General features: G+C 63.5%; 1 protein-coding gene. It reads left to right on the top strand.

What is annotated here, in order from left to right; genetic code table 11:
• Positions 1-258: 258 nt before the first annotated feature.
• Positions 259-613: DUF6861 domain-containing protein (locus tag ACEN88_RS33655; RefSeq protein WP_413346691.1), on the top strand; the 355-nt coding region annotated here is incomplete at its 3' end.

Here is a 613-nt window from a genome sequence, read left to right as displayed (position 1 = left end):
GGCGACGCCCGACGCCAGGGCCGCGCTCCCCGAGCCGGCTTTCAGCAGCGCCGCGGTGTCGAGGGCAGTGCCGGCAACGCCGAGCGCCTTTATCCGGTTATCGAGCGAATCTGATGACATATCGCAGCTCCTGCATCGAATGTGTCCTCCGCACGGGGGATTGTTAGATTTATGTTAAATCATGTATATACTATCAGAAATTTCCTGTTCGTTAAATCGGCCATTGGCGCCGTTCACAATTGTTTTCCTACGAGCACCATGTCTGACTTTTCGAGCAACTGGACCGATCTGACGCGCGCCCTCGACACCATGCAGCGCCACTATGCCCAGGCCGGCGCGCAGGCCCGGCTCGACATCGCGCGGCGCGTACAGCGCTGGTCGAACGAGGCGAGCGCGACGCTCGGTCGCATCGCCGATGCGGGCGCCGACATGGGCGGCGTGCGCAACGCATTGGCCGTCAAGCAGGCGCTCGACGCATCCCGGCCGCGCTTCGCGGAACTGCTCAGGCAGCAGTTCGCCGACCTGAACTTCGCGGTGATCGTCGACGTGTTGTACGAGGTCATGAAGCAGATGGCGCTGTACCTGGGCGGCGGCGCCGTGCTCGGTGCGGCGG

The sequence above is a fragment of the Massilia sp. CT11-108 genome (assembly GCF_047302915.1).
In the GTDB taxonomy this organism is placed as follows: domain Bacteria; phylum Pseudomonadota; class Gammaproteobacteria; order Burkholderiales; family Burkholderiaceae_D; genus Telluria; species Telluria orientalis.
The sequence above is the reverse complement of the archived record's forward strand: the minus strand, read 5'-3'. Positions and strand labels throughout refer to the sequence as shown.